Annotated in this window: 24 protein-coding genes; 15 read left to right on the plus strand and 9 right to left on the minus strand. The window is 67.2% G+C overall.

The features are described from left to right. The first annotated feature begins 85 nt into the window (after positions 1 to 85). The 4 genes from DAT35_RS10275 (at position 86) to DAT35_RS10290 (ending at position 4,464) form a co-directional block, all read left to right on the plus strand. Positions 86 to 1,210 (plus strand): D-alanine--D-alanine ligase, encoded by a 1,125-nt coding sequence (locus DAT35_RS10275; protein WP_233261396.1) that lies wholly within the window; start codon positions 86 to 88, stop codon positions 1,208 to 1,210. After that, positions 1,164 to 1,547 (plus strand): GNAT family N-acetyltransferase, encoded by a 384-nt coding sequence (locus DAT35_RS10280; RefSeq protein WP_233261397.1) that lies wholly within the window; start codon positions 1,164 to 1,166, stop codon positions 1,545 to 1,547. The genes DAT35_RS10275 and DAT35_RS10280 overlap by 47 nt, the downstream gene beginning before the upstream one ends. A gap of 35 nt (positions 1,548 to 1,582) precedes the next feature. After that, positions 1,583 to 3,103 carry a transglutaminase family protein gene (locus DAT35_RS10285; RefSeq protein ID WP_108066762.1) on the plus strand — a complete coding sequence of 507 codons (1,521 nt, stop codon included), beginning with the start codon at positions 1,583 to 1,585 and terminating at the stop codon, positions 3,101 to 3,103. A gap of 89 nt (positions 3,104 to 3,192) precedes the next feature. After that, on the plus strand, positions 3,193 to 4,464 hold the full coding sequence (locus DAT35_RS10290; protein WP_146209659.1) for a hypothetical protein: 1,272 nt from the start codon (positions 3,193 to 3,195) through the stop codon (positions 4,462 to 4,464). 796 nt (positions 4,465 to 5,260) lie between these two features. Here the strand turns inward: DAT35_RS10290 and DAT35_RS58875 are convergent. Together DAT35_RS58875 and DAT35_RS10295 are read right to left on the minus strand one after the other, a co-directional pair. Next, positions 5,261 to 5,401, minus strand: coding sequence for a hypothetical protein (locus tag DAT35_RS58875; protein ID WP_158501637.1), 141 nt, complete (start codon positions 5,399 to 5,401; stop codon positions 5,261 to 5,263). Positions 5,402 to 5,410: 9 nt separating this feature from the next. Next, positions 5,411 to 5,869: a hypothetical protein gene (locus DAT35_RS10295; protein WP_199242877.1), complete on the minus strand. Its 459-nt coding sequence runs from the start codon at positions 5,867 to 5,869 to the stop codon at positions 5,411 to 5,413. Between DAT35_RS10295 and DAT35_RS62335 the strand changes: the two genes are divergently transcribed. Continuing rightward, on the plus strand, positions 5,868 to 6,683 hold the full coding sequence (locus DAT35_RS62335) for a Kelch repeat-containing protein (protein WP_369945545.1): 816 nt from the start codon (positions 5,868 to 5,870) through the stop codon (positions 6,681 to 6,683). The two genes, DAT35_RS10295 and DAT35_RS62335, sit on opposite strands and share 2 nt — an antisense overlap. Positions 6,684 to 6,766: 83 nt before the next feature. On the opposite strand, the gene DAT35_RS10305 is transcribed toward DAT35_RS62335, so the two are convergent. After that, positions 6,767 to 8,860, minus strand: a complete 2,094-nt coding sequence (locus DAT35_RS10305; RefSeq protein ID WP_108066766.1) for a thioredoxin domain-containing protein — start codon at positions 8,858 to 8,860, stop codon at positions 6,767 to 6,769. A gap of 163 nt (positions 8,861 to 9,023) precedes the next feature. Here DAT35_RS10305 and DAT35_RS10310 point away from each other — a divergent pair, with 163 nt between their 5' ends. The 5 genes from DAT35_RS10310 to DAT35_RS10330 all read left to right on the plus strand — a co-directional run bounded on the left by DAT35_RS10310 (position 9,024) and on the right by DAT35_RS10330 (position 15,465). Beyond that, complete coding sequence (locus tag DAT35_RS10310) at positions 9,024 to 10,379, plus strand: glycosyltransferase family 39 protein (RefSeq protein ID WP_233261398.1); 1,356 nt, start codon at positions 9,024 to 9,026, stop codon at positions 10,377 to 10,379. Positions 10,380 to 10,484: 105 nt separating this feature from the next. Then, complete coding sequence (locus DAT35_RS10315) at positions 10,485 to 12,191, plus strand: LVIVD repeat-containing protein (protein WP_108066767.1); 1,707 nt, start codon at positions 10,485 to 10,487, stop codon at positions 12,189 to 12,191. A 250-nt stretch (positions 12,192 to 12,441) separates the two neighbouring features. Beyond that, a complete protein-coding gene (locus DAT35_RS10320; protein WP_108066768.1) occupies positions 12,442 to 12,987 on the plus strand; it encodes a DUF350 domain-containing protein in 546 nt (181 codons plus the stop codon). A 6-nt stretch (positions 12,988 to 12,993) separates the two neighbouring features. Next, a complete protein-coding gene (locus tag DAT35_RS10325) occupies positions 12,994 to 13,935 on the plus strand; it encodes a transglutaminase domain-containing protein (RefSeq protein ID WP_233261399.1) in 942 nt (313 codons plus the stop codon). 210 nt (positions 13,936 to 14,145) lie between these two features. Then, positions 14,146 to 15,465 (plus strand): hypothetical protein, encoded by a 1,320-nt coding sequence (locus tag DAT35_RS10330; protein ID WP_108066769.1) that lies wholly within the window; start codon positions 14,146 to 14,148, stop codon positions 15,463 to 15,465. 5 nt (positions 15,466 to 15,470) lie between these two features. Here DAT35_RS10330 and DAT35_RS10335 read toward each other — a convergent pair whose 3' ends face one another. The 5 genes from DAT35_RS10335 to DAT35_RS10355 all read right to left on the minus strand — a co-directional run bounded on the left by DAT35_RS10335 (position 15,471) and on the right by DAT35_RS10355 (position 20,513). Next, positions 15,471 to 16,229, minus strand: coding sequence for a tRNA(His) guanylyltransferase Thg1 family protein (locus DAT35_RS10335; RefSeq protein WP_108066770.1), 759 nt, complete (start codon positions 16,227 to 16,229; stop codon positions 15,471 to 15,473). After that, the gene (locus tag DAT35_RS10340) at positions 16,189 to 16,686 is read right to left on the minus strand and encodes an ATP-binding protein (RefSeq protein ID WP_108066771.1); all 498 of its coding nucleotides are present in this window, start codon (positions 16,684 to 16,686) and stop codon (positions 16,189 to 16,191) included. The genes DAT35_RS10335 and DAT35_RS10340 overlap by 41 nt, the downstream gene beginning before the upstream one ends. A 68-nt stretch (positions 16,687 to 16,754) precedes the next feature. Further along, positions 16,755 to 18,791, minus strand: coding sequence for a BTAD domain-containing putative transcriptional regulator (locus tag DAT35_RS10345; protein WP_304466047.1), 2,037 nt, complete (start codon positions 18,789 to 18,791; stop codon positions 16,755 to 16,757). Between the two features lie 57 nt (positions 18,792 to 18,848). Further along, positions 18,849 to 20,021, minus strand: coding sequence for an acyl-CoA dehydrogenase family protein (locus tag DAT35_RS10350; protein ID WP_108066773.1), 1,173 nt, complete (start codon positions 20,019 to 20,021; stop codon positions 18,849 to 18,851). Positions 20,022 to 20,144: 123 nt separating this feature from the next. Then, entirely contained in the window at positions 20,145 to 20,513 is a 369-nt protein-coding gene (locus tag DAT35_RS10355) for a PadR family transcriptional regulator (RefSeq protein ID WP_233261400.1), read from the minus strand. 111 nt (positions 20,514 to 20,624) lie between these two features. On the opposite strand from DAT35_RS10355, the gene DAT35_RS10360 reads away from it, so the two are divergent. The 5 genes from DAT35_RS10360 (at position 20,625) to DAT35_RS10380 (ending at position 24,597) form a co-directional block, all read left to right on the plus strand. Beyond that, complete coding sequence (locus tag DAT35_RS10360) at positions 20,625 to 21,458, plus strand: polyphosphate kinase 2 family protein (RefSeq protein WP_108066774.1); 834 nt, start codon at positions 20,625 to 20,627, stop codon at positions 21,456 to 21,458. A gap of 267 nt (positions 21,459 to 21,725) precedes the next feature. Further along, positions 21,726 to 21,962 carry a hypothetical protein gene (locus DAT35_RS10365; RefSeq protein WP_108066775.1) on the plus strand — a complete coding sequence of 79 codons (237 nt, stop codon included), beginning with the start codon at positions 21,726 to 21,728 and terminating at the stop codon, positions 21,960 to 21,962. A 46-nt stretch (positions 21,963 to 22,008) separates the two neighbouring features. Next, the gene (locus DAT35_RS10370) at positions 22,009 to 22,380 is read left to right on the plus strand and encodes a hypothetical protein (RefSeq protein ID WP_108066776.1); all 372 of its coding nucleotides are present in this window, start codon (positions 22,009 to 22,011) and stop codon (positions 22,378 to 22,380) included. Between the two features lie 122 nt (positions 22,381 to 22,502). Further along, the gene (lgt, locus tag DAT35_RS10375) at positions 22,503 to 23,483 is read left to right on the plus strand and encodes a prolipoprotein diacylglyceryl transferase (protein ID WP_158501640.1); all 981 of its coding nucleotides are present in this window, start codon (positions 22,503 to 22,505) and stop codon (positions 23,481 to 23,483) included. 40 nt (positions 23,484 to 23,523) lie between these two features. Continuing rightward, positions 23,524 to 24,597 (plus strand): AAA family ATPase, encoded by a 1,074-nt coding sequence (locus tag DAT35_RS10380; protein WP_108066778.1) that lies wholly within the window; start codon positions 23,524 to 23,526, stop codon positions 24,595 to 24,597. 65 nt (positions 24,598 to 24,662) lie between these two features. Here the strand turns inward: DAT35_RS10380 and DAT35_RS10385 are convergent, their stop codons facing one another. Beyond that, positions 24,663 to 26,066, minus strand: coding sequence for a serine hydrolase (locus DAT35_RS10385; protein WP_108066779.1), 1,404 nt, complete (start codon positions 26,064 to 26,066; stop codon positions 24,663 to 24,665). Between the last annotated feature and the right edge of the window lie 48 nt (positions 26,067 to 26,114).

A 26,114-nucleotide genomic window follows, 5' to 3' on the forward strand; every position in this document is an offset into this window, starting at 1 on the left:
TGCTCGGCGGCCAGCCATTCGACCCATATGTGGACTGTCATCCCCCCGGGGGACGTGCTAACCCTGCCGCCGCACTACGCACCGCATGCACATCGCCATCCTGTACAACCGAGACCATGAGCTGTTGGAGGACGACCCGGGTCGGGAGGCGCGAGAGGACGTCATGCGCGTGGCCTCGTCCCTGGCCGAGGCCCTCACCCGCGGCGACACCCACGCCGAGCCGCTCGCCGTCGAGGGCTCCCGCCTGGACTTCGTGGACCTGCTCGCCCGGATGAAGCCCGACCTGGTCATCAACCTCTGCGAGTCCGTCGCCGCTGACGCCCGCGGGGAGATGGTCATCCCCTGCCTGCTGGACATGCTCGGCCTGCCGTACACCGGCTCGCCGGCGCTCTCGCTGGGCCTGGCCCTGCACAAGGACAAGGCCAAGGAGCTGCTCAAGGCGCGTGGGGTGTCCACGCCGGGCTTCGCGCGGGTGGATCGGCTCGAGGACGTGGGATTGGTGGACCTGCCCTTCCCCCTCATCGTCAAGCCCGCGCGCGAGGACGCCAGCGTGGGCATCACCATCGACTCGGTGGTGCATGACCGGGCCGGCCTGGGCCGCTCGGTGGAGGCGGTGCTGCGCACCTTCCATCAGCCCGCTCTCGTGGAACAGTTCATTCCCGGACGAGAGATCTACGTACCGCTGCTGGGCAACAACCCTCGCCGGGCCCTGCCGCTCACGGAAATCCGCTTCGGCAAGCTCTTCGAGGACCGGCCCAACATCGTCACGTACTCGGCGAAGTGGGAGGCCGAGTCACCCGACTACCAGAACACTCCCTCGGGGCCCTGCCAGCTGGAGGACCCCGCGCTGGAAGCCCAACTCGTGAAGACGGCGATGGATGCCTTTGCCGCCCTCGAGTGCCAGGACTATGGACGCGTGGACCTCCGGGTCACCCCGGAGGGCGTGCCCTACGTCATCGACATCAACCCCAACTGCGATCTCCACCCCGAGGCGGGGTTCGCCAAGGCCGCTCGCGCGGCGGGCATCGACTACGCCGCCCTGGCCACGCGTCTGGTCGAGATCGCTCTAGAGAGAGCCCATGGACATCCGACCACTCGAAGGAAAGGACCGGGAGCCCCTCGCCTCCCTGATTCGTCGAATCGAAACGTTCTCGCCGGAAGAGGTGGAGTGCGCAATCGAGCTCGTCGATCTCGCGCTTCAGCCGAATAACCGCGACTACAAGATTCTCGTCGCGGACAAGGACGGGAAGCTCGTGGGTTACGTGTGCTACGGCCCCACGCCGATGACGGAGGGGACGTACGACCTGTACTGGATTGCGTCCGACCCCGCAGTGCGGGGACAGGGCGTGGGCGCCTCCCTGGTCGCCGGCATGGAGGCCGATCTGCGCCGCCTGAAGGCCCGGATCATCCGAGTGGAGACGAGCGCCACCGAGGCCTACGGCCCCACCCGCGGCTTCTACGCCTCCATGAAGTACACGGAAGAGGCGCGCATCCGCGAGTTCTACAAGCCCGGCGACGACCTCATCATCCTCTCCAAGCGGGTCTGAGAGGCTTCAGGCCCCCCGCCGAAGTGCAGTGAGTGATGCGACCTTCCCGAAAAGCCCTCCCCACCCTGGGCGCCGCGCTGCTGAGCCTGGCGCTCGTGCAGTGCAAGAAGCAGGAGCCCGCCCCCGAGGCCCCCCAGTCACAGCAGGCGCAGGCGCCACAGGCCCAGGCTCCGGCGGCCCTGTCGGACGTGCTCAAGGCGCGCCGGCCACAGGGCGGCGAGTACCTGGGGCTGTACCTGATGGACAAGAAGGTGGGCTACGTCTTCAACGACCTGGGGCTCATCCCGGGCCGGAACGACCGGGTGCGCAGCATCAACGAGCTGCACTTCAAGGCGCAGGTGGGCACCCGGATGTCCGAGCGCGTCCACCGGGAGGAGCGCATCTACGAGGCCAGACCCGGCGGGCGGCTCGTGGCCTTCACCATCGAGCAGCGGGGGGACGGTGGAACCCAGACGCTGGAGGGCACGGTCACGCCCACCGGAATGAGCGTGGTGCGCAAGCGGCCGGGGATGCCGGATGAGACGGTGAACCTGCCTCCGACCCCGGAGGTGGTGGAGGACGCCGACCAGGTCCGCGTGGCCCTGCTGCGCCAGACGAACGTGACCGGCAGCTCGATGGATGCAACGGACCTGGGCACCTACAAGCTCGCCACCACGGTGCAGCCCGCGGAGGAGCGGCTCGTCAGTGGGGTGAAGGTGAAGGTCGGCAAGGCGGTGAGCCTCTCGGACAAGGAGAAGGTGCCCGTCACCGCCTACGTGGCCGAGGACGGGCGGCTGCTGGAGATGGAGTACGGGCAGACGATGAAGGCCCGTGCCGAGTCCGAGGTGGTGGCGAAGCGGCTGGACCTGGTGGAGGTGTTCGGCCTCACCCGCGTCGTGCTGCCCAAGACACTGTCGCCCGAGGCGCACGCCATTCCCGGACAGGTGAAGCTGGTGATGGAGAACCTGCCGGAGAAGTTCCAGCGCGACACCTACCGGCAGAAGTACCAGCCTCGGCCGGACGGGCGCGTGCTGGTGACGCTGTCGGCGCGAGCCCCCGAGCCCGGGAAGCTCAAGCCCCGGCCGCTGGCGGACCCCGAGGGAGGAGAGAACCTCAAGTCCTCGATCATCGTCGAGAGCGACAGCCAGCAGATCCGCGACCTGGCCGGTCAGCTGGCGGGCGGCGAGAAGGACGCCTATACGGCGGCGAAGAAGATCGTCAGCTGGGTGGCGACGAACCTGCAGAAGGACTACGGGGCGAGCGCGGACCGGGCCACGGACGTGCTGCGCCAGCGCAAGGGAGACTGCACGGAGCACTCGCTGCTGACGGTGGCGCTGCTGCGCGCCGCGGGCATTCCGGCCCGGCGCGTGGATGGCGTCATCTACATGGTGAACCAGGACGGCGTGCCGGCCCTCTACTGGCACGAGTGGGTGGAGGCCTTCGTGGGCGAGTGGACCCAGATGGACCCCACCTTCAACCAGACGGTCGCGGACGCCACCCACTTCGGAGTGGGCCAGGAGGCAAACGCGGAAATCACCCCGCTGATTGGGTCCCTTAAGGTCGTGGAGGTGATGTAGGAGGCGCCAGGAGATTGTACCCCTTGGCAAGAAGTTGCGGAGTCGACTAAGCAGACCCCCGCCGTTGTGGCAAATGTAACGGGGGTTTAATGAATAAGTTGACGCAGAAGTTTCTGGTGGTCTCGATGCTTGCCCTCGTGGGCTGTGAGCACGAGGCCAACAGTGGCCGGCTCGTGGGTTTCATCGTGGATGGCCAGACCGGTCAGCGGATGAACTTCTTCCCGGCCGACGGGAAGAAGAACAACATCGACGACGACAAGAACAGCCAGAGCCAGGTGTACGCGGTCATCGACGGCGAGTTCCGTCGCGCGGAGCCGTGTGGCAGCGGAGATCTGACCGAGGAGAACGCCATCGAGGCGGACGGCTGCTATCAGATCGACGGGATTCCCGAGGGGATGGTCGTCCCCATCTTCGCGCAGGCCCCGGGCTATGAGCGGTTCGTGGGTGAGTTCACATACCCCCTGCTCACCAAGGATCAGGAGCATGCGCAGTACGTGGGGAACATCCGGCTGTTCCCCAAGGGCTACACGACGGACTACCGGTTCAACGTGAGCTACAACAACCAGCCGGTTTCGAAGGCGCAGGTCATCTGCCAGTACCTGAACGACGACGGCAACTCGCTGGGCGTCTCGGGCGACTTCGACAACTTCCTCAAGCCGAAGAACACCGGCACCGCGACGATCAGCGCCACCTCGGGTGACGACGGCGTGGCGGTCATCCCGGGCGCGCAGCTCGTCAATGGCGCCAGCTACAGCTGCGAGGCGGTGCTGAACGGGGCGCTGGATGGGCGCACGCTGGCGGGTCAGGCGTTCATCGTGGCCGGCGTGAACCAGACCGAGCAGCGGGTGGCGCTGTCGGCCAGCGGTTCGCTCGACACCCTGCTCTACGCGGTGCGCTCCAACGCAGACGCCGCAGGCACGCTGATGGGCGCGGACGGCAAGCTCGTCATCACCTTCAACCGTCCGGTGGAGATCGTCCCGGGCACGGCCGACTGCCAGTACGCAGTCGAGCGCATCGACTACCCGGACAGTGACACCGTCAAGGGCCACATCTACACCACGGACGGCACCACCGCCACCAACGGCGTATCGGAGTCAGTCACTGCGGATATCTCCGGTGATGGGCTCACGCTGACGCTGGGCTTCAAGGTGCAGTCTGCGTTCGACCCGGATGACCACGGCACCTATGTCAACTTCAGCGGTATCGTGATTCGCCCGCGTGGTAGCAGCAATTTCAGCCAGACGCGCGTTATCGGTGGGCTGACGGCCGCCTGCCCGGCGATCGCCGGGTACGACGTGGCGGATCTGCGGAACCTGCGCACCGGCGGCGGTAACCAGACCTCCAGCATCCAGCTCTTCTAAGTAAGCTGTTATTGATGTTGTCTTTGGGGCGAGCATGTTTCCATGCTCGCCCTTTTTACGTCATGGCGTATGGCTTGGCATGGCCATAAGATTCGCGCCCCCGTTCAGTTATTGCCGTAGCAGAGCAACGACGAGGCGAGGGTCCTACCCCGACTAGGGAGTAGCACCCACTCCGGGGCCACCAGATGTGACGTGAGCCCGACAAGAGTGCTCCAGTTCTGGGCAACCGGATGTGCCGCCCACTACCGTCTCACCACACGGACACCATACTCGTTCCGAGATGTCCTCCGTGCTCTCCATGCCGCACAAGGGCGCGAAACGACAGAGAGGCGCTCCTGGCCCTGGGCTTGCCAAGCCCATCGCGGCCGCAATCCAGCGGCTCTCCCACCAGTCGAGCACCTTCATCGTCAGGTGCGTACGACCGCCATCCGAATCTCATCTCCCGCCTTGCATGGACTCCGCCAAGCGGGGGCTGTCTCTTCGTGGACCCACCTGAAAAGGTATACCTCATGCGCTTGAAGCTGTTCTTGGCACTCATTGTCGTGGCGTTCCTCGGACAGGCATGTATCGACCTGCCAGAGATTGAGGCTCCCATTGACGAGGATGAATCCCCTCCTGGCAGCGGCACTGATGCAGGAGTAACACCCCAGAAGCATCCACCAGAATTGACGGAGACCCAACAGACAGCCACTTCGGTTCCAGGTGGAGGAACCGTGGCTCTCCGAATCAGCGCACGCGACCCACAGGACAGTGCGCTTGACTTTTCATGGGGAGCCAGTGCTGGAGTCCTTGGGAATCAAGTGAACACCAGCAGCAATAGTGCAGTGACCTGGACAGCACCGGCCTGCGGCTCCACTCCCTCAGAAGCAGCTGTCACCATCACGGCCACTGTGACCAACACATTGGGCCTTTCCATCAGCAAGAGATTCAGCGTCACGGGGACCTGCTACGCGCCAGAGGTCACGGAAACCCAACAATCAGCCACCTCGGTCACAGACGGAGCGACAGCCACGCTTCGTCTCATCGCACACGATCCACAGAACAGCGCGCTCACCTTCTCATAGCACTCAAATGCCGGAAGCCTCGGCGCCCCGACAAACACCACCACGAGCAGCGAGAGTGTCTGGACAGCGCCAACATGCAGCTCATCCTCTGCCAAAGAGGCTATTGCCAGCATCACCGCCACGGTAACCAACGCCCTGGGCCTTTCCAAGGTTGAGAACTTCAATATCACTACCATCTGTCCGAAGTGGTTCGCGACCCCCACGATGGTTTCCGCTCGTGCCGCCCATACGGCCACCCTTCTCCCGTCAGGCATGGTGCTCACAACAGGAGGAGCCACGAACACCGCCACGGCAGAGATGTACAACCCAAACACCGGCACATGGTCTTCTACCAATAGCATGGCCTCCGCTCGCTCCTATCACGCAGCCAGCCTGCTCAATTCGGGCAAGGTACTGATCACGGGCGGAACCAGCGACGACACCACCTTTCTGCAAACGACGGAGCTCTATGACCCCGCTACTGGCACCTGGTCACCCACTGGGAGCCTGGCTTCTGCCCGATACCGCCACACCAGCACCTTGCTCCCTTCGGGCAAGGTGCTAGTCACAGGCGGATACAGAGGTAGCGGCAACCCGACTGCAGCGGAGATTTACGATCCCTCCACTGGCACCTGGGCATCTGCTGGCAACATGACAACACCACGCACCGGGCACACCGCTACTTTACTTCCCTCGGGCGAGGTACTGGTAGCAGGCTACGGCACGGCGGATTTGTATAATCCAACTACCGGCTCCTGGAAGCCAACCCCCACCCAACAGATGCTCTCCGATCGCAGCGGCCACACCGCAACCCTGTTACCCTCGGGAATGGTGTTGATTGTTGGCGGGATCAATGGAAACACATACTTCTCCACGGCGGAGGTGTACGACCCAAGCACAGGTACATGGACGTCCACCGGCAACATGGCCGATGCTCGCGCCTATCACACCGCTACCCTATTGCCCTCAGGCAAAGTGCTAGTAGCGGGCGGGCAGAACAAGGATGCAGTCCTCTCCTCTGCAGAGGTATATGACCCGCAGACGGGGACCTGGACCGCTACTGTCAGCATGCTCGCCATTCGCGGCGCTCACACAGCCACCCTCTTACCCTCTTCAAACAAAGTGCTTGTCGCGGGGGGTGGACGCAATCCCATGGCAGAGGTCTACGAGCCTTAAATCATTTCTATTCCAAAGAGATTGATGTTGGCCACGCGCTCACAACCTCATGGGGGTGAGCGCGCTTTGATTTTGGTCAAGAATCAGGTGCTCGCCGGAACCAGGGCCAGTTTCCTCGCGAGGTCGCCTGTCTCCTTGATGGGCGGCTCGCAGGCGAAGTGGCGGCACAGGTAGGCGGCTCCGTGGCCGCCCACCGGATCCCGCCCCTCAAAGGTCTCTCGCATCGACTCCGGCACCGGCACCCCCGGCTCCTTCCATGCGAAGGCAAACGTGGGTGCGTAGGTGGCTCTCGTCACCGTCCACAGTGGTTTCACCGCCTCGCGGCTCCCCGCGAAGGTGACACTCGGCGCTCCCTCCATCAGTGCATCCGCCGCCAATCCCAGGTGTCCGTACCCCATCGGGTTCTGCCGGAGCTGCTCCCTCATGCGCGACACGTAGCCCTCTGGCAGGTCCAGGTACTTCTTGTTCCCCGTGAGCGCCGCCAGCGCCACCTGCGCCTCCGTCAGCGTCGAGGCCCCCGAGGGAAAGGCGTTGTCGAACGTCGCGTAGGTCGCCACCACCAGGTCCTGCTGCGCCCTCGGTGCCGTCAGGTACGCCCGCTTCTCCGCATCCCAGAAGCGCGTCTCCGCCGCCTTCACCAGCGCCTCCGCTGCCTCCAGGTACTTCACCTCGAAGGTCGCCTGGTACAGCGCCGTCAATCCCGCCGCCAGGTCTCCGTAGTCCTCGAGGAAGCCCGGGATTCGCGCCTGCCCCTCCTGGTACGAGCGCAAGAGCCGCTCGCCGTCCCATAGCTCCGACAACAGGAAGTCCGCCGCCCTCCGGGCCAATGTCACCCAGTCCTCCCGCTCGAAGATATGTCCCGCGAAGGCCAGGCCCCGAATCATCAGCCCGTTCCACCCCGCCAGAATCTTGTCGTCCCGCCCCGGCTTCACCCGCTTCTCCCTCGCCTCGAAGAGCCGCCTCCGGGCCTCTCCGAGCCGCGCCACCACCTCTTCCACCGGGAGCTGGAAGTCCCTCGCCAGCGTCTCCACTGGCACCACCGCCTCCAGCACTGTCGCCCCGTGCTCGAAGTTGCCCCCGGGTGTGATTCGGAAGTGGCGCTGCGCCAGCTCGGCCAGTTCCGGCGGTAGCACCTCGCGCACCTGCTCGGGCTTCCAGACGAAGAACTTCCCTTCCTCGCCCTCGCTGTCCGCGTCCTGGGTGGCATAGAAGCCGCCTCGCGCGTCCGTCATCTCGCGCCGCACGTACTCCGCCGTCTCCTCCACCACCTTGCGCCACAGCGGCCTCGGCTCCACCTGGTACGCCTCCGTGTACAGGTGCAGCAGCTGCGCGTTGTCGTACAGCATCTTCTCGAAGTGCGGCACCGTCCACCGCTCGTCCACCGAGTACCGGTGGAAGCCTCCCCCAAGCTGGTCGTAGATTCCTCCCAGCGCCATCTTCTCCAGCGTCAGCAGCGCTGCCTTCTTCAAGGCCTCATGGCCGCCGTTGCGCCGCCACGCCCGCAGCAGCATCGCCACGTTCATCGGGTTGGGGAACTTGGGCGCTCCTCCGAAGCCACCGTTCACCTCGTCCACCCGGCGCAGCAGGGACTCGCCCATGGTCACGATGTCCTCCGCCTTCAGCGCCGCCGGCACCGCGTCCAGGCCGTAGCCGGCCAGCTCGCCCAACCCCTCGCGGAACTCCTCCGACTGGCGCCGCACCTCGTCCCGCTTCGTCGTCCAGGCGTCGTGCAACGCCTCCAGCACTCGCGGAAAGCCCGGCCTCCCGTACTTGTCCTTCGGCGGGAAGTAGGTGCCTCCGTAGAACGGCAGCAGTTCCGGCGTCAGGAACACCGTCAGCGGCCACCCGCCCCCCTGCCCCATCAGCTGCACCACACCCTGGTAGATTTGATCCACGTCCGGCCGCTCCTCGCGGTCCACCTTCACGTTGATGAACCACTCATTCATCAACCCGGCGATGGTCGGGTCCTCGAAGGACTCGTGCGCCATCACGTGGCACCAGTGGCACGCCGAGTACCCCACCGACAGCAGGATGGGCTTGTTCTCCGCCCGGGCTCGCGCGAAGGCCTCGTCCCCCCAGGGATACCAATCCACCGGGTTCGCCGCGTGCTGCCGCAGGTAGGGGGACGGCTCTCTCGCGAGGCGATTGCTCGCACCGGACTGCGGAGTCTGGGCCATGGGTGGCTCCTGGAGTGGGGCAGGTCCGAAGGTGATAAAGGGGCACCCGTAGCGCGGGCAAGCACTTCGGAGGGTGCGTGTCCCCCGCGATACAGGTCCGCGCATCCAGGGACGGGCAGAAGGTGCTGGGCAAAGGCCCTCATTTGCGCTTTGTCCAGGAGCCGTGGCCGAGCCCTCCTCCCGCGCATCCTCATCCCTGACGCTCTGCCTCGCGCTGCTGGCGGTGAGCGCCGGGGTGCGGCTCGCGCTCGCGCTGGGCACGGACATCTACTTCGACGAGGCCTACTACTGGCAATGGTCCCGGCACCTCGACTGGGGCTACTACGACCACCCGCCCCTGGTGGCCTGGCTCATCGCCGCGCTCGGCATCCGGCTCACCGCCCTGTTGTGCGGCGCGGGCACGGTGGCCGCCGTGTGGGGCCTCGCTCGCGACGTGTACGGCAACCGGGAGGCAGCCTGGCGCGCGGCCGCGCTGTGGAGCGTGGTGCCCGTGGGCGTCCTCGCCGGCGTGTGGACCACTCCGGATACGCCCCTCCTGCTGTGCTGGGTGCTCGCGCTGTGGGCGCTCTACCGCGAGCGATGGTTGCTCGCGGGTCTGGCCTGTGGGTTGGCCCTGCTGTCCAAGTACCCGGGCGTGCTGCTCGCCGCGGCCTTCGTCGCCGCCTGTGTCCGCGTGCGCCGCCTGCCGGCCGGAGCCTGGCTCACCGCGCTCCTCGGCGTGCTCCTCTTCCTGCCCGTGGTGATGTGGAATGCGCGCCATGACCAGGTGGGTTTCGCCTTCCAGCTCAAGCACGGCCTCGGAGGCACCGGCGGGTGGCGCACCTTCGGCGAGTTCCTCATCGGCCAGCTCGCGCTCGGAGGCCCGCTGATCCTGCCGCTCACCGCGGTGTATGTCTTCCGCGGCCCTCGGGAGCAGTTCCTGCTGCGCGCGGCGGCGGCCGCTCCCCTCCTGCTGTTCGGTTACGCCTCCCTCCGCACCCGGGGTGAGGCCAACTGGCCGGCCACCGCATACCTCTCCGCGTGCGTGGGCATCGCCGGCATGCGCCCCGGGTGGTTCCGCGCCGCGGCCCTCGTCAACCTCGCCGTGGTGCTCGGGGTGGCCTCGCACCTGCTCTTCCCCGTGCTGCGCTTCGAGCGTGACGTCACCCTCTCGCGCACCCACGGCTGGACCGAGCTGTCCCGGCTCGCCGAGCCCTCGAAGCTCTTTCCCGGACTCGAGCACGAGGACGTGGCCGTGGTGTACGCGCCCAGCTACCAGCTCGCCTCCGAGGTGGCGTACTTCACCCGGCTGCCCACGGACACCGCGGGCGGGGCCCGCTACAGCCAATACGACCTCTGGCCAAGGCCCGTGGTGGCCCCCGGGCAGGACGCGCTGTGGCTCTCCGAGGACCGCGCTCCTCCCGACGAGCTGACCGCGCGCTTCTCCTCGGTGGAGGGCCCGGTGGTAATGGAGCCTCTCTTCCACGGGCAGCGCGTGCACACCTTCACTGTCTGGCGGCTGCGCGACGCGAAACCCTGAGCTCCTGAGCGCCGCTCGGAGGGTCCGCTGCCGTCCACGAGCCTCGGGATATGCTCCGCGCGAGCCCTGGTTCCCGGGGACCCCGACCTCTCGTTGGAGAAATCCATGCAGCGCAGTCGCCTCGCCATCTTGTTGTGTCTGCCGTTGGCCCTGCTCACCGGATGTGAGATCGACAATTCCAAGTGCAAGGGCACGAAGTGTGGTGACCCCCAGGCGGACGCGGGCATCGCCGAGACCGGCGATTGGGACATCACCGGCCCCTACGCCAACTGCCGTTTCATCCAGGGCACCACGGGCACGCAGTGCGGCGAGCTCGGCAGCTTCGACCTCTCCGCGTGCCAGCGCGCCACGCTCGGCGGAATCGGCAAGGAGGGCGTCTTCACCACCCACGGCCGCATCGTCCAGGGCGATGGCGGAGTGAGCTACTTCACGCAGGCCCACTCGCTGAGGGAGGACGGCGGCGTCGAGACCTTCAATGGCTGGGCCACGTACAGCTCCAACATGAACCTGACCAAGCAGTTCAACCAGGACACCTGGTTCGTCTCGAGGCACACCACGAGCAGCCTCACGGACGGCGGCACGCTCAACGTCACGGTAGGCTACGCGGGCTGCTCGGCTCAGGACTCCAACCACTTCACCGGTTGCTACGCCGTCTGCCGCAACGGCCAGTCCTCCGAGGTGGGTACCTTCAAGGCCGCCCGCATCGTGAACGCCCGCGGCGAGGGCGAGGCCAACGGACTCACGCTCGTCTCGGAAGCGCCCGTGCGCGACCAGTATGACGATAACTACTTCTTCGGCATCCCGGTGGATGTCTACGTCACGAAGAACCGCGCGTACGTCGTGTCCATCGAAGGCTCGTACCAGGGCTCTGGCGGCCTGACGATCTTCGACGTGAGCGACCCCGCCCACCCGGTGCGCACGAATCAGCTCGACGGCCAGAACGGCTACTGGAACAGCGTCTGGGCCAAGGGGGACGCGCTGTACATCGGCAGCGGCAAGCACGGCGTCATCACCTACGACATCACCAACCCGGACAACCCCGTCCTCACCCCCGTGCAGGTCCAGGAGAACGCGGACGCCCACACCCTCTTCGTGGACGGCAATCACCTCTACGCCATGGGAGCTCCCACGCGCGTCTACGACATCTCCAATCCGCGAGCCCCCCGCCTCCTCGGCCGCTACGAGCCGCCCGGCGCCGGCTCCTACCCGTACGCCTACGTGCACGATGCCTTCGTCTACAAGAACCGGATGTACAGCTTCTACTGGTCGTACGGGATGCAGATCAGCGACGTCTCCCAGGTGGACACGACAGAGCCCACGCCGCTCGGCAGCTACCGCTATGGCCTCAACTCCGACGGCAGCCCGGCGCTCAACTACGCCCACAGCCACGCGGGCGCCGTGGGCACCTATGTCGACCGACTCATCGCGTTCGAGGGCGGTGAGACCTGGGGCGCCCACCTGCGCGTGCTCGACGTCACCGACCCCGCCCGCGTGAAGCTGCTCGCCCACTACCGGCTGCGGCAGGAGGCCTCCATCCACAACATGCTCCTCGATGAGGCCAAGAAGCGGCTCTACATCGCCTACTACCAGGAGGGCGTCCGCGTCCTCGACGTGGCCAACCCCGCCCAGCCCCGGGAGATCGGCTACTTCAACACCTTCCGCTCCGAGGATCCGATGCGCGGCCTGGGCTTCTACGATGGCGCCATCGGCATCCGCATCCCCAAGGCGCCGGATGTCTCCACGACCAACGCGGGGCTCCTCTACGTCGTCGACACGTCCCGCGGTCTGCTCATCCTCCGCGAGACGCAGTAACGGCGCCGGAGCCGGGCACCCGCTCACCCCGAGCGGGTGCACCGTTGCCGAACCTGGCCTCCGCAAGCAGGGAGCCCTACCCGGTGTCGACGGAGTTCCAGGCAACTCCCGTCATCCAGGAGGACTCCCGTCCCGAACCGGAGGCAGGACGGCGCTCGGCAAGGAAGGAAGGGGGCACCTGCTGGCCTGGTGGGTACGGCCGTCCAGAATGATTTCGCGCCTCGGGGCTTCCACCTAGACTGCCTGCCCCGTGAACCTGCTCCTCGTCGCCGTCGGGCTGTCCAAGGTCGTCTTCGGTGGCCTGGTGGCCGCGCTCGGCATCTGGCTCGCGTTCCGCGGCCTCAACCGCCTCCTCGGCACGGCGGATCCCACCGGAGACCTTCGCAACGGCAACGTCGCCGCCGGGGTCGTCCATGCCGCCAGCCTGCTCGCACTCGGGCTGCTGGTGCAGAACGCCGTGAGCGCCACCTTCGACGCGGTGGACCTCACCTTCCACGGCCCCAGCGTGGCGCTCTCGGCGCTGGCGCGACTCGCCTTCTTCGCCCTCATGCACGTGGGCGTGTCCCTCCTGGTGGGCACCGGCGTGCTCGCCCTGGGCGTCATCCTCTTCGACAAGATGACCCCCGGCCTGGACGAGCTCGCCGAGGTGCGCCGCGGCAACGTGGCGCTCGCGCTCGTGCTGGCCGCCATCCTCGTCGTCATTGCCCTGCTCACCGCGCCGGGCCTCCAGGCCACCCTCAACGGCCTCATCCCCTTCCCCACGCTCCCGCCCTCGACGCTCCGCGCTCCCTCCTGAAACTCCGTGGACTCCCCGCCGTCCAGCCAGGGGAAGAAGCTCCTTACGCTCTTCCTCGTCCTCTTCCTCGCCGCGAGCTTCTGCAGCTTCCTCGGGCTGCGCTGGCTCGTGTCGCTGGACGTGCACTCGGAAACTCCCTCCCCGGAGCCGGTTCCACCCCCCGGCCCCTTCGGCTCCCGAGGCCTCCACCTCGGCACGGCGCTCGTTCCCGCCTCCACTCCGCTCAGCCAGGCCCACACCTACGAGTGGCAGGTCGAATCGCTGGACCCGCCGGAGTACCGGGTGGGCTACGGCCTGGGCGAGTCGCTCGCGCGCTCCATCGAAAGTGCCCACCAGGCCTACGGCCGCAGGATGCGCTTCCGCGCGCTCAGCCCGACCCGCTTCACGTACCAGGCCCCGCCCGACTGCCAGACGGACATGCGCTGCATCTACGACGAGCTGATGCGCAGCAACGCCGAGACCGTGCGCGCACTGGGCGACCGCTTCGTCGAGCACATCCGCGAGCAACACCTGGACGCCGTGTCCGCCGCCGAGCTCATCATCACCTTCGTCCAGCACATCCACTACGCGCAGCCCGAGGGCCAGCCCTTCGGCATCCTCCCGCCGGCGCTCGTTGCCGCGCAGGACCAGGGTGACTGCGACTCCAAGGCGGTGCTCGCGGTGATGCTGCTGCGGCAGGTGGGCATCGACGCGACCATCCTCTACTCGGATCCGCTGTCACACGCCGCCGTGGGCGTGGCCCTGCCCGTGCGCGGCCACCCCTTCCGTCTCGGCAACCGGGTGTACCGCTACGCCGAGCTCACCACCGAGGGCTGGCCGCTCGGGATGATTCCTCCCCAGCACGACAAGCCACGCCTGTGGAAGGTTTTGCCCGCGCCGGAACTGCCCGGCGAGACAGGCACCCCTGTGGATGGGACGGACACACCCTCCGCCAATGACGTGGAGTAGTCGAAGCGGCATCTGACCCGAAGGACGGGTTCCGGGAGCGAAGGGGGTGACGAAGCTTCACCGCCCAACCCCAAAGCGCCCCCCACGCCGAGCCCTTCTTCGACCGCTGCACCTTTTCACCCGCTCCGGCTCCCTCCCGTGCGCGCCCGTCCGACAGTCGGGTCACACCGGAGTGCGTGTGGGGACGCCCCGCTGACCGGAGGTGTCACCATGCCCACCGTCTCCCGATGGCTCGTTCCGCCGCTGCTCGGACTGCTGACCCTCGCCGCATGCATCGCAACCCCGCTGGAGGAGGACTCCGAGAAGGCCGTCGACGCGGCCGCCCAGGCAGTGCCGGATGCGATGGGCGCGCGCCCGGGCTGTCTGGCCGCGCCTTTGCTGTCCTCTCTCGGGAAGAGCGACGTGCTCGTTGGAGGGAAGATGCGCGAGGATGTGGCGTCCCAGGCGCCCTTCGACATCCGCTACATCTACCTCGCCGGTGGGCTGTTCGACTCAGCGGAGGAGTGCACCTCGTGCTCGAGCTGCAGCGCCGGAGGGAACTCCTGCGCCAACTCGAGCGGAGGTTGCACCTGGTGGGGCTGCTGGCAGTGGGACCAGCAGGCCCCGGGACAGTTCCTGCGGGACTTCCTCCAGGCGGCCGCGGACCAGAGGCAGATTCCGATGCTCACCTACTACCAGGTCCTCCACACCAGCGGCGCGCCCGATGGGACGGACGAGGTGCTGCGGGTCCAGGACGTCACCCTGATGCGGCGCTACTTCAATGACTGGCGTTTCGTGCTGAGGCAGATCGGCACCTCCACCGCCCTGCTCCACCTCGAGCCGGACTTCTGGGCCTATGCGCAATTCCTCGCGGCGGATCCCCGGTTGCTACCCGCGGCGGTGGCGGCGGCCAACCCCACGGACTGCGGCACGCAGGAGAACTCCGTGGCCGGCATGGGGCGGTGCCTCATCTCCATGGTCCGCAAGTACGCGCCCAACGCCAAGGTGGGCCTGCATGCCTCGGCATGGGCCACGAAGCTCGATGCCTACCTCAACACCAACCCGTTGCTGGACGTGACGGTGGAGGCGCGCAAGGTGGCCGACTTCCTCCGCCTGTGCGGAGCGGCGGAGGGTGACTTCATCGTCATCGAGGCCAGCGACCGCGATGCCGAGTGGTACGAGGTGACGACGGACACGCGCCGCTGGTGGGACCCGACCAACGCCAACTGGCCCAACTTCCGCCAGGCCTTCACGTGGGCCAGGGCCCTGTCCGAACGGCTCGGCCGGCCCCACCTGTGGTGGCAGCTCCCCGTGGGCAACATGTCGCTGCCCGGCACCTGGGAGCAGTGGCGGGACAACCGCCTGGACTACTTCTTCGACCACCCGGAGCAGGTCGCCGCCGCCCACGGGTTCGGCATGGTGTTCGGCTCGGGCGCCGAGGGGCAGACCAACCCTTCCACCGACAACGGGCACTTCTTGCGGAGAGCCCAGGCGTACTTCGCCAGCGGCGGACAGGCCGCATGCCCCTCGGCACCGGCCACGTCACGGTAGTGGACTCACGAGGCGGGCGCCTTCATCCGCTCGCGCACATAGGCGTCGTACTCCTCCTTCATCGGGAGGGACTCGTCCACGCGCAGCCGCCGGCGCAGGGTGCTCACCGTCCGGCCGTTGCGCGGGTCCACGCCCTGCTTCTCGTACAGCTCCCAAGAGATGCCCGTGCCCCGGCGTTGCCAGAGCGGCAGCTCGTTGAAGTTGATGCCGCGCTGGAAGAGGAGCTCGTTCTTGAAGCCCACCGACTTGCCGTGCAGCTCTCGCGAGGCCTGGGCCACGCTCTGGCCCTCCTTGCGCAACGTCCAGTAGCACCAGCCGTTCAGCGCGCAGCGGACCGCGTCCGCCTGCCTCCAACGGAAGTAGTCCACCACCGCGCTCTCGCTCACGCCCATCCACACCCGGCTGTCGAACACCGCTGGCACTCCCGCCACGTGGGTGAACGTCGCGCTCGCCAGGCCCGCGGAGATGGACACCAGCTTCTCCACCTCGCGGTCGAAGAGCGACCAGTCCGGCGGGAAGAGGACGGAGAGCTCATCGCTCTCGGTGTATGCGTAGACGCCCTGCAACTCCTCCACCAGCGCCGAGGCCGTCCGCACCATCTGCTGGTGCAGCGTGGCGTCGAAGGGCTTCTCGTAGCGCCCCTCCGTGAAGCGCGAGAAGCCCCGCCCATCCACCCGCAACACGCACCAGGCTCCACGCAACAGCCGCAGCGAGTGGAAGAACTCACCCTCGCGCATCCGGTCCTCGAACTTGTTCGGTTTCATTTCCCTCCCTCCATTCCCTCACGTGAAAGCCGCCCTCCGGGTCGAGCCGCACGTGGAACAACGCATCGAATCCCTCGGCATACGAGGGCCACCGCAACTTCCGCCGCGTGATGTGGATCGCCTTGTCCGGCACCCGCGCCCGCCCCACCCGGCCCGCGTTGCGCGCGAGGCACGTCTCCAGGTCCGACTCGAAGACGTAGCCCACCACCCGCGCGCCCCGCTCCCGGCCGATGGCGATGAGCGGGGCCCGGTCCTCGACCAGCGGGTTGGTGTTGTCCACCACCACCGAGCGTCCCAGGGCCAGCGCCTCGGAGATGAGCCGCCGCTGCCGGGCCTCACGCTTGCGCGCGTTGGGCCACAGGTCCTTGCTCACGTGCACGTGCCCGGCCGCGAAGCGCTCCCGGTAGAAGCTGCTCTTTCCCGAGCCCTGCAAGCCAATGAAGAGGACGAGTTCCATGACGCGCCTCTCGTTTGACGGTGTGCACGCCAGGGCTCTGACGCAGAGGGCGGCCGTCCGCCCCTACCTCACGCCGAGGGGACGCGGTTCCTCACCCGGGCCGCTTCCTCTACCTCGCCCGCGGACTCCAGGATGGAGGCGGCGCGCGCATAGCTCGTGGAGGCCTCCGCCCGGCGCAGGTGGGCCTCGTCCGCCTGGGCCGCGGCGAGCAGGAAGGGCACGGCGCGCCGCGACTCCCCCCCCTCCAACCAGTGCAGGGCGATGATGGTCGGGGCCGCCCGCCTCTTCTCCAACTGCTGAGCCAGGCGCCGGTGCAGCAGCGCCCCCAGCGCGGCGGGAAGGGAGCCCCGCACCGCCTCGAGCACCAGATCATGGGTGAAGCGCTCGCCCCGGAAGATCTGCGCCGCCTCGAGCTCACGCAGCGGCTCCGCGAACGACAGGGGACTCACCTCCAGCACCTCGCCGGCCAGCTCCAGGGTGAACTCCATGAGGGCCAGTGCCGCCACCTGGGCGAGCTGCAGCGCCAGTGGGGACAGCCGCTCCAAACGGTGCTGGATGAGCGGACGCACCCGCCCTGGAGGAGGCAGCCGCTCTGGCCATCCCCGCTCCAGGCTGCCCGACTCCATCAGGTGCTTGAGCGTCTCGGTGATGAAGAGGGGATTACCACCCGTGTAGCGCGTCATCTCCCCGGTGAGCGATGACGCGCCCGGCAGGGCGAGGCTCTCCAGCAACTCTCCCACCGACTCCAGGGGGAGCGGCTCCAGCTCCAGGATGAGCGCCAACCCCGCGGCCTCCAGCCGCTTCGTGATGACGAGCGCATCGCCCCTGAGCTCGCCGCTGCGGCAACAGTCGATGATGACGGGGAAGGTGCCGGCCTCTTGGAAACGGGAATGGGCATAGGCCCCCACCTCCAGGCTGGCGGGGTCGGCGAACTGCAGGTCATCGCAGAGCAGGCTCGCCATCCCCTCGGTGCAGCGGCGGAGCACCTCGCTATAGGCATCCAGGCAGCGCACCCGCTCCCCTTCGTTGCGCATGGGGGGAATCTCCTCGCCGGGCGCAAGCTCGGGCATCACGCGCGCCAGCTCCCGGCGGATCCACGGCTCCAGGCCCCGGGCAAGCTCCGGCCGTGCGGAGAAGCACTCCCGGAGGTGCCGCACGTACAGCGAGTAGGGCACGTCCGCGTCTCCAGGCCGGGCCGAGAACTCCATGAAGGGCCCCTTGGAAGCCGCGAAGTCATGCAACAGGCGCGTCTTGCCCACACCCGCCTCGGCCAGCAACAGGATGAGCTGCTTGGACTGCCACGCCGCCTCCATCCGCACCCACTCCCGCGCCCGGCCCACCAGCACTGGAGGACGCAGAACGGAGAGCGGAAGCGTCCGGCCTGGCTTGCTCACGGCGGCCCGAGGCCGTACCTGCCCGCGCTCCACGTCCCGCGCCAGCGCGAGCGTGTCCGGGTGCGGCGTCGCGTCGTACTCCTCGCGCAGCATCCTCTGGCAGCGCTCGAAGAAGCTCAGCGCCGCCATCCGGTCTCCCGACAGGTAGTGCAGCCGCATCAGCCGCCGATAGGCCTCCTCGGAGAGCGGATCCAACACCAACAGCCGCTCGGCGAAGTGCAGCGCCCCGGCCAGGTCTCCCTGTTGCTCGCGCGTGTCCGCCTCGGCACTGGCGGCGCGGCGCCGCAGGGCCTCGAGCTGCTCGCGGGCGCGCAGCACCCAGGCATCGAAGTCCGGGCAGTCGTCGAAGTCCAGGGTGCCCAGCAGCGAGCCCGCCAGCGACAGGGCCTGCGCGTGGCGGCCGGCGAAGACGTGGCCCTCCAATTCCACCGCGTCGGTGGCCACCCGCTCGGAGAGGGAGATGACATCCCCGCCGAGCACCAGGTCCGCCCCGGTGGCCACGCGGAGCCTGCGCAGCAGCTGGCGCATGTTGTTGCGCGCCGTGTCCTCGCCGGAGCCGGGCCACAACATGCCCGCGAGCCTGTACTTGGGCGTGGGCCCCTCCAGTGCCAGCCACGCCAGCACCGCCGCGACCCGCCGCTGCAACTCCAGGGGCTCCGCGAGCCCCTGAAGCCGCGCGCCTCCGAGCACTTCCAGCCTCCAGTCCGCCACGTCGACCCCCTGCCGCGTCAGGAATAGACGGGATTGCTCAAACACCATCCCAGACGCTCAGGTCCAGAATCCCGTCGGCTGTCCGAGGAGGGCGGCCCCGGCCTGGCCAAACCACCCCTCAGCGGCAGCCGCATGCTGCCTGAAGGTGTAGATGTCACGGAAGCGCCTCTGCAAGGACGAGCCATCTTTGAGCGAGCTGGAACCTCCTGCCCGATAGCAGGTTTCCACTATGCCCGCCGCCGTCTCCGTCACCCAGGCCAGCGTGGCCGACAGGCGCGGCGCGAGAGGCAGCGCGGAGGCGGGGCCGTTCATACACGCGGTCCAGAACTCCTCGACGGTGTCGCGCAGGAGCGCCCGGGCGGCCCGTACGGTCATCTCGATGCGGCCGAGCTCGAGTTGGAGGACAGGAGACTCGATGAGCGGGACGCGGGCATACATCCGCCGCTTGCCCGTGGTGACGAGCTTCACCAGGTCGTCCACCGCGCCCTGGGCAATACCCAACGCCACCGCCGCCATGTGGAGCGCGAAGTGCTGCACCGGCGCGGTGAAGCCCGGGCCCTGCAGGCAGGACGCGCCGAAGAAGATGTCGAAGGAGTCCTCCCCGGGGCAGAAGGCGCCGTCGATGGCGACGTCATGGCTGCCCGTGCCCCTCAGGCCCAGCACGTTCCAGGTGTCGATGATGCGCACCTGGCTGGCCCGGAAGAGCATGGCGCGTGTCAGGGGCATGCCCGGAACGGGACCGGGACGTGGCTGGCCGTCCTGCAGGACGACGCAGTTGGCGAACATCCAGTCACAATGCTCGCAGCCACTGGCGAAGCCCCAGCGCCCGGTGACGCGATAGCCCTCCGCCTCCATCACGGCCTGCCCTTGCGCGTTGAAGGGGCCGCCCATGATGACATCCGGTCCGGCCGAGTAGATGGCATCGAAGCGCTCGCGAGACAGGAGCGAGAGGAGGTTCGGGGTCTCCATGCCAATCATCGCCGTCCAACCGGCGGCCCCGTCCGCACGCGCGAGCGTCTCCAGGAGCTCACAGGCGGTCCACAGGTCCAACTCGAGGCCGCCGTGACTGCGGGGTACGAACATCCGGAAGAAGCCTGCCTGCTTGAACTGCTGCAGCAGGTCCAACGGCAGCCTACGGCCCGACTCGATATCCGCGGCCCGGGCGGAGATCACCGGGAGCAGGTCTCGCGCGGCCTGCAACACCTGCGTTGCCTCAACGGTCTTCTTCATGCGTCCCTCCAAGGTCGTGGGCGCGGCCCCCCCATGCGCCTGTCCAGACCTGGAGCGACGTCTACCGCGCATGGTGTGACGAACGTGTGACGGCGGCCACCCCGGACGCCGGGTGTCCGGCCGTCAAGTCGAGTCCAGCAGCCAGGAGACCGCGACCACGTAGCGCTTCCACGCCTGGGTCTCGGCCTTCAATTGCGCGTGGCCCTCGGGGGTGAGCCGGTAGAACTTCACCTTCCGGTTCTTCTCCGACACCCCCCACTCCGCCGCCAACAACCCCCGCTTCTCCAGCCGGTGGAGCGCCGGGTACAGCGCCCCCTCCTCCACCTTCAGTAGCTGCCCGCTTCGCTCGTGCACGAACGCGGCCACCGCGGCCCCGTGCAGCGGGCTGCCCGACAGGCTCTTGAGAATCAGCATGTCCAGCGTGCCCTGCAACAACTCCAGCGGCTGATCCGCCATGTGGCCCTTTCCCTCGAAGATCGAGCGGAGTGTCACGTCCAGCACCCCAGGGTGTCAAAGAGAGACAGCTCGGGGCCCACGGCCCGACTCCACGGGTTGTCAGCCCCGAGTCACCATGGGAACCTGCCCACTTCGAGGAAGGGGCGCATGGACATCATCACCATCGACAAGCAGGGCGAGAAGGTCAGACTCGACGACGTTCCCACGACACCTCCGAAGAAGGCGGACCGGGAGGCGGCGAAGCGGGAGCTCGATGCGCTCGGCGAGGAGCTCTTCGACCTGCAGGACCTGCTGTGGGGCGCGCGCATGCACTCGGTGCTCATCGTCCTGCAGGGCCGGGACACGGCCGGGAAGGATGGGACCATCAAACACGTCGCGGGATACCTCAACCCCCGGGGCGTCAGCGTCACCTCCTTTGGCGTCCCCTCCGAGGAGGAGCGGGAGCACGACTTCCTCTGGCGCATCCACCGCGACACCCCGCGCAAGGGCGAGCTCGCCATCTTCAACCGATCCCACTACGAGGACGTGCTCGTCGTGCGCGTGCACGGGCTCGCCCCGGAGTCGCTCTGGAAGGAGCGCTACGGGCACATCCGCGACTTCGAGGAGATGCTCACCGAGCACGGCACCCTCATCCTCAAGTTCTTCCTCCACATCAGCCGCGAGGAGCAGGAGCAGCGCCTGCTGGACCGGGAGAAGGAGCCGCGCAAGGCCTGGAAGATCAACGCCGGAGACTGGGAGGACCGGGCGCACTGGGACGACTACACGAAGGCCTACGAAGAAGTCCTCACGCGCACGTCCACGAAGAAGGCTCCGTGGACCGTCGTTCCCGCGGACTCGAAGTGGTACCGGAACCTCGTGGTGGCGCGCACCCTCGCCGAGACGCTCCGGCCCTACCGCAAGAGCTGGCAGGAGCGGCTCGACGAGGTGGGCACGAAGAAGAAGGCGGAGCTCGAGGCCTGGCGTAAGAGCAAGGGCGGGTAGAACCCGGCTCCTCCTTTCCAAGATTGCCAAACTCACACATTGAAAGAGACGGGAAGAGCCCGTCGAAAGGCGCTCTGAAACCCTGAAACAATTGTAACATTGTAGACATGTTGAATGTCTTTCGCTCACGAACGTGAACCGGGTATGCATTGCTTGTGGGCGCGAATGCCCCACCCCAACGCCTACGCGCCAGGAGAAGACGTGCGGAGTGGCGTTGTACCCGGCTGAGACGACCTCGGACGTTTCAACCCAAAAGGAGTCAACCTCGTGAAGCGATTGCTGACCGTTGCCCTGATCTGTGTCTCCGCTGGTGCGTTCGCCGCGGACAAGCCCGCGTCGAAGCCGGCCCCGAAGACCGAGCCGAAGGCGAAGGCCCCCGAGCAGAAGGCCCCCGCAGCCGAGGAGCAGAAGCCGACGGAGGAGAAGAAGACCCCGGAGCAGGAGGCGAAGGAAAAGAAGGTCGACACGAAGACGAAGGATTCCGACAAGAAGATCGGCCTGTGATGCGGCGGATCGACACACCTCTGAATTCAATACAAAGGAACCCCTCATGAAGACGACTCATGCCGTGTTGATTTTTGGCGGTCTGTGCCTGGTCCAGGGAACCGCGATCGGACAGGACTGCATCAAGACCATCAACCAGGGCGCTGCCACGGTGGCGCTCGGGTTGTATGAGCAGCAGTGTCCGACCATCTCCTTCAGCTCCGGCGTCATCACGAAGGACGTCAAGTACAACTGCTGTGGCTCGGCTCCGACGATCCGGGTCAACGGGGCCGACTGGGAGACGCTCCGCAAGGCGGGAAAGCTGGACGGGCTCAGGTATCAGGTCATCACGAACGATTCGAGCACCTATACCCTGACCTTCAGGAAGATGGTGAACGACACCCCCACGACGATCAGCGCCGAGGACTTCTTCAAGTAGAGCGCACACACGAATGGCCTGACCGACAGTGGGCCTGAGTGGACAGGCGATTGCGTGACCCTCCATTCACGCAGCCGCCTGTCGCATTTCAACCGTCCTCTTCAACCTCTGGACCTGGGACCGTGTCCTACTATCTCCACGATCTCACCCCCTACCTCTTCCGCTACAGCGACGGTGTGCGTGACGTCCTCGTCGTGCGTTGGTATGGGCTTGCCTACCTCGCCGGGTTCGTCATCGCATTGCTGCTGCTCAAGCGCCTCGTCGCCCGTGGCTACTGCGCACTCGCGCCAGGAGATGTCCTCGACTTCACCACGTACGGCGCCCTCCTGGGGGTCATGCTCGGCGGACGTCTGGGTTACATGGTCCTCTACAACTGGGAGTCCTTCTCCCGGGACCTGTCCCTGCTCTTCCAGATTGGCAGGGGCGGCGCATCCAGCCACGGAGGCATCCTCGGCCTGGCCCTCTTCACCTGGCTCTATGCCCGGAAGAAGGGCGTTTCGTGGCTCAACCTCGGCGACAACGTGGCCACCGCCGTGCCGCTCGGCATCTTCCTGGGGCGCATCGCCAACTTCATGGATGGAGAGTTGTTCGGGCGTGTCTCCACCGTCCGCTGGGCCGTGCTCTTCCCCTCGGAGATCCACCTCCCTTCATTCCAACCCGCCCAGGCCACCCGGCTCGCCGTGGAGCGCCTGCCGGCCAGCAGCTTCGACATCATGCAGGTGGCCCATGCCGTCCCCCAGGTGATGGAGGAGTTGCAGCGCATCCTCAACCCGCGCCACCCCTCCCAGCTCTACGAGGCCTTCCTCGAGGGACTGCTCCTCTTCGGCATCCTGTACTTCGTACGCACCCGTGCACGCAGGACGCCCGACGGCCTCCTCAGCGGCCTCTTCCTCGTTCTCTACGCGGTGCTTCGGATCGGCGTGGAGTTCTTCCGCGAACCGGACGTGGGAGATCCACTGCACCTGGGCCTCAGCCGGGGCCAACTCTTCTCCCTGCCCATGATTGCCGTGGGGATGGTCTTGCTCGGGTGGAGCCTCGGCCGCCACCGCGGCGTCGCCGGCGTCGCGCAGACGCCTGGCCCCTCGTTGAGCACGAACGAATAGGGCGGAGGAAGGCCTACCCACCGGGATACAATGGCGCGGCATGCCCGTCCAAGAGCTGTGGATTGAAGGCTACCGCTCGGTCCAATCGCTGCGCTTCCCGCTGGAGCCCGTGACGGTGGTGGTGGGCCCCAACGGGTGCGGCAAGACGAACGTCTACCGCGCGCTGCAACTGCTGCACAGCGGCGCCGAGGGCTCCCTGGCGCACTCGCTGGCCGAGGAGGGCGGAATGCCCTCTGTGCTGTGGGCGGGCTCGCGCAAGAAGGGAGAACCGGCGCGCTTCACCGTGGGCGTGCGGCTGGAGGACCTCGCGTACGAGCTCTCCTGCGGGCTCGTGCCGCCCCCCGAGGGCCCCTTCGGCCTGGACCCGGACGTGAAGGAGGAGACGGTGTGGCTCCACGAGGGCAAGCGCCGGCACGTGATGGCCGAGCGCCGCTCCCGGAGCGTCTTCGCGCGTGACGCGGAAGGCCACCGCACCACCTTCGCGGTCGAGCTGTGGGGCAATGAGTCCGTGCTGGCCCAGATTGTCGAGCCGCACCGCTTCCCGCTGCTGAGCGCGCTGCGCGCGGAGCTGCTCCGCTGGCGCTTCTACCACCACTTCCGGACCGACCCGGAGTCACCGCTGCGCCACGCGCAGGTGGGCGTGCGCACGCCCGCACTGGCGCACGATGGGAGAGACCTGGCGGCGGCGTTGATGACCATCGACAACATTGGCGACGACCGGGGACTGCACGAGGCCGTGGAGAATGCCTTTCCCGGCTCGAGCCTGGAGCTCGACAACGAGGACGGGCGCTTCTCCATCCGCATGAGGATGCCCGGGCTGCAACGTGCGCTGGAGGCCTCGGAGCTGTCCGACGGGACGCTGCGCTACCTCTGCCTGCTCGCCGCCCTGCTCTCTCCGCGCCCTCCCCCCTTCCTCGCGCTCAACGAGCCGGAGACCAGTCTGCATCCATCGCTCCTGGAGCCGCTCGGACGCCTCATCGCCACCGCGAGCCGCCGCAGCCAGGTCTTCGTCACCACGCACGCCCACGAGCTCGCCACCGCGCTGGAGAAGCACGCCGGGGCCTCCGTCCTTTCCCTGCGCAAGGACGGAGGCGCCACGGAGCTCGTCGAGTAACACGGGCCCTGGGCTGGAATCCCAGAAACGGGCCTCGGCTCATGACAGCAATTGCCTCGCCATGCTCACTTCGGCCTCAGCCGGAAGGACGACACCCGGTCATCCGGGGCGAGCCCCACGGCGAAGAGGAAGACCTTGGTCCCGAATGGCACCTCGTACGTGTAGATCCGGTCATCGCCCCGGGTGACTCGCTGGACCAGCACCAGCTGCCCCACGGGCCCCAGCGCGCGCAGACGCTCCTGGTACATCTTCACCCCGTCCGGAAAGAACCCCGTGCGGAAGTACGCGAAATCGGCCGGCACGAGGGTCCCTTCCCTTGCCTTCTCGAGCAGTGCGGCGATCCGCGCGGTGACCTGTGGCTCCCGGTCCTCAATGGGGGTGAGCGACACGGCGAGCGCGGGGTTCATGATCGCTGCGATACCATCCACGAACGACGCCGGGTTCACGGCGGAGCAGTTGGTCAGCACGATGACGGAGAGGGAGTCTCCGATGAAACGGGAGTAGAAGCTCGTGAAGCCCTGCCACCCCCCGCTGTGCTGGTGCAATGGCTTTCCGTTGCGTTCATCCAGCTCCCATCCAAAGCCATACGGATAGGTGGCGCCGCTGGTGAGCCGCGCGGGGCTCAGGATCTCCTGCCAGCTCGCCGGAGAGAGGATGGCACGGGCCTGGACGGCCGCATCCCAGGCGATCAGGTCGCGCAGGGACACGTAGAGCGAGCCATCCGCCGTGGTGTTGAGCAACGGCGCGACCCACTCCTGGTTCTTCAGCTCTCCATTGACCAGCCGGTAGCCAGCCGCGCGGTGCGGGATGATGTCTTCCTCATTGATGACGCGCGCCGTCGTCATGCCGGCGGGCTTGAAGACACGTTCGCGGAGGATGTCGCCATAGAAGGTGCCAGCGACCCGGTTCACGATGATGCCCAGGAGGACATAGCCGGTGTTGCTGTAGCTCCAGCGCGAGCCGGGAGGGAACTCGAGCGTCAGCGCGTAGGCGTAGCGCGCGAGTTCCTCATCCGTGTAGTCCTTCCTGTAGTCGAGCTTGCCCTCGAGATCGGGAAGGCCAGCGGTATGGTTCAGGAGGTGGCGCACCGTGATGGCGCCCCACGAGGCAGGCGCCCCGGGAAAGAACTTCGTCAGCGGCTCCTCCAACGAGAGCTTGCCCGCCTCCACCTGTAGCATCACCGCCATGGCGGTGAGCTGCTTGCCCAGGGAACCTGACTGGAAGAGGGTCTCGGGCCCGGCCGGAACCTGATGCTCGAGGTTGGCGAAGCCATACCCCTTCGCCAGGAAGACCTTGCCGTTCTTCACGATGCCGATGGCGACACCGGGCGCCTTCTGACGCTCCATCTCCGCACGCACGAACGAGTCGATCCGCCCGCGGACCGGCCCCTGTGCGGCGGCGGGGCGGACCACGGCGAGACCCAGCAGAAGGACCGCGACCAGCGATAGGTGACGGACGAGGCTGCGCACGCAAGGGACTCCTGGAAGTGAAGTGAGAGGCGCAGCCTACTCCACAAC

The organism is Vitiosangium sp. GDMCC 1.1324 (assembly GCF_003044305.1).
Lineage (GTDB): Bacteria > Myxococcota > Myxococcia > Myxococcales > Myxococcaceae > Archangium.

What these genes read in the sequence shown, in the direction of transcription:
- DAT35_RS10380 (WP_108066778.1), top strand. Translation starts at nt 23,524, where the DNA reads ATGCCCGTCCAAGAGCTGTGGATTGAAGGCTACCGCTCGGTCCAATCG.
- DAT35_RS10305 (WP_108066766.1), bottom strand. Translation starts at nt 8,860, where the DNA reads ATGGCCCAGACTCCGCAGTCCGGTGCGAGCAATCGCCTCGCGAGAGAG.
- DAT35_RS10340 (WP_108066771.1), bottom strand. Translation starts at nt 16,686, where the DNA reads ATGGAACTCGTCCTCTTCATTGGCTTGCAGGGCTCGGGAAAGAGCAGC.
- DAT35_RS10330 (WP_108066769.1), top strand. Translation starts at nt 14,146, where the DNA reads ATGCCCACCGTCTCCCGATGGCTCGTTCCGCCGCTGCTCGGACTGCTG.
- DAT35_RS10335 (WP_108066770.1), bottom strand. Translation starts at nt 16,229, where the DNA reads ATGAAACCGAACAAGTTCGAGGACCGGATGCGCGAGGGTGAGTTCTTC.
- DAT35_RS62335 (WP_369945545.1), top strand. Translation starts at nt 5,868, where the DNA reads ATGGCCTCCGCTCGCTCCTATCACGCAGCCAGCCTGCTCAATTCGGGC.
- DAT35_RS10360 (WP_108066774.1), top strand. Translation starts at nt 20,625, where the DNA reads ATGGACATCATCACCATCGACAAGCAGGGCGAGAAGGTCAGACTCGAC.
- DAT35_RS10350 (WP_108066773.1), bottom strand. Translation starts at nt 20,021, where the DNA reads ATGAAGAAGACCGTTGAGGCAACGCAGGTGTTGCAGGCCGCGCGAGAC.
- DAT35_RS10285 (WP_108066762.1), top strand. Translation starts at nt 1,583, where the DNA reads ATGCGACCTTCCCGAAAAGCCCTCCCCACCCTGGGCGCCGCGCTGCTG.
- DAT35_RS10290 (WP_146209659.1), top strand. Translation starts at nt 3,193, where the DNA reads ATGAATAAGTTGACGCAGAAGTTTCTGGTGGTCTCGATGCTTGCCCTC.
- DAT35_RS10295 (WP_199242877.1), bottom strand. Translation starts at nt 5,869, where the DNA reads ATGCTATTGGTAGAAGACCATGTGCCGGTGTTTGGGTTGTACATCTCT.
- DAT35_RS10275 (WP_233261396.1), top strand. Translation starts at nt 86, where the DNA reads ATGCACATCGCCATCCTGTACAACCGAGACCATGAGCTGTTGGAGGAC.
- DAT35_RS10370 (WP_108066776.1), top strand. Translation starts at nt 22,009, where the DNA reads ATGAAGACGACTCATGCCGTGTTGATTTTTGGCGGTCTGTGCCTGGTC.
- DAT35_RS10315 (WP_108066767.1), top strand. Translation starts at nt 10,485, where the DNA reads ATGCAGCGCAGTCGCCTCGCCATCTTGTTGTGTCTGCCGTTGGCCCTG.